This window comes from Marinococcus luteus (assembly GCF_900106595.1).
In the GTDB taxonomy this organism is placed as follows: domain Bacteria; phylum Bacillota; class Bacilli; order Bacillales; family Marinococcaceae; genus Marinococcus; species Marinococcus luteus.
Window position 1 is genome coordinate 1 of record NZ_FNNC01000014.1, and the last position, 1,527, is coordinate 1,527.

The 1,527-nt window shown below is 57.2% G+C and carries 1 protein-coding gene; it reads left to right on the forward strand.

What is annotated here, in order from left to right; genetic code table 11:
* Positions 1 to 93 precede the first annotated feature (93 nt).
* Positions 94 to 1,527: an IS1182 family transposase gene (locus BLV22_RS14765; RefSeq protein WP_091616868.1), complete on the forward strand. Its 1,434-nt coding sequence runs from the start codon at positions 94 to 96 to the stop codon at positions 1,525 to 1,527.

Here is a 1,527-nt window from a genome sequence, read left to right on the forward strand (position 1 = left end):
TCAGACTGTCGACAATGGCTCTAATTTTAGAGCGTGTCGACAGTTTTTTTATGCTATGATAAAAAGAAATAGCCTGGAAAGGGGTTATGGCGCATGATGAGGCGGGATACGGAAGATGCTCGTTACCGGGAAGCAACCATTCAGTTGGATCAGTTAGTGCCCGCGGACCACCTGGTCCGCCAGATCGAGGCCGCGCTGGATTTTTCCTTTATCTACGACGAAGTCGCGTCCCTCTATGCCCCCATCGGCCGGCCGGGTATTGACCCGGTCCGGCTGGTGAAAATGGTGCTGCTCCAGTATTTGTTCGGCATTCGTTCCATGCGTCAGACGGTTCGGGAGATCGAAACGAATGTGGCCTACCGATGGTTCCTCGGTTTGGACCTCCTGGAGCCCGTGCCGCATTTCTCCACCTTCGGCAAAAACTACACGCGCCGGTTTCGGGACAGCGGGTTGTTCGAAGCGATTTTTGAACGGGTGCTGGCAGAAGCCGTGGCCGCCGGCTTTGTGGATCCGTCCGTCTTTTATATCGATGCCACCCACGTGAAAGCGAACGCCAACAAGAAAAAATTTGATCGGGTTCAGTTAGCGGCCGAAGCCCGGGCCTACCAGCATCAACTGGACGCCGAAATTCACCGGGACCGCGAGGTCCACGGAAAAAAGCCCCTGCCTCCCGCCCGCCGCGAACCGGGCGGACGGGAGGTCAAACAAAGCACGACGGATCCTGACAGCGGCTATTACGTCAAAGATGAGCGGGAGAAGATGTTTGCCTACAGCTGGCATACCGCATGCGATCGGCACGGATTTGTGCTCGGATCGATCGTGACCGGGGCCAATGTTCATGACAGCCGGATCTTTCATGATCTGTTGGCTCAGGTGATGGCCCGGGTGGGCCGTCCGTACGCCGTTGCGGTGGATGCCGGCTATAAAACCCCGGCCATTGCTCATCTGCTTCGCGAAGAGGGCGTTCGCCCGGTCATGCCTTATACCCGTCCCAAGGGCCTGCCGGGACGCTTGCGGAAACAGGACTTTGTGTATGATGCCTATCTGGATGCGTATCTCTGTCCCGAGCATCAGGCCCTGCGCTACCGCACCACGAATCGGGACGGTTATCAGGAGTATGTCTCGGATCCCGTCATTTGTCAGTCCTGCCCGCTGCTCGAGACCTGCACCCAAAGCCGGGATCACCGGAAGGTGATCCTCCGCCACGTCTGGCAGGACGATCTGGACGAAGCCGAACACCTTCGGCACACCCCGTGGAACCGGAGGACCTACGCGGAACGAAAAGAAACCATCGAACGGATTTTTGCGGATCTCAAACAAAAGCATGGCTTGCGCTGGACGCTCCTCGCCGGAGGGGAACGAAACACCGCGCAGGCGATGCTTGTTTATGCGGTGATGAACCTCAAAAAACTCGCCACCTGGCGGTGGCGACAGACGTGCGCCGGCCGTTGCAGGCTTCTTTTTCCCTTGATGGGACAAACAAAGGCCTCCGAAAATGAATTTCGGAGGCCTTTGTCTACAATCTGA

Coding starts and splice junctions, on each gene's coding strand:
- BLV22_RS14765 (WP_091616868.1), top strand. CDS start 94: ATGATGAGGCGGGATACGGAAGATGCTCGTTACCGGGAAGCAACCATT.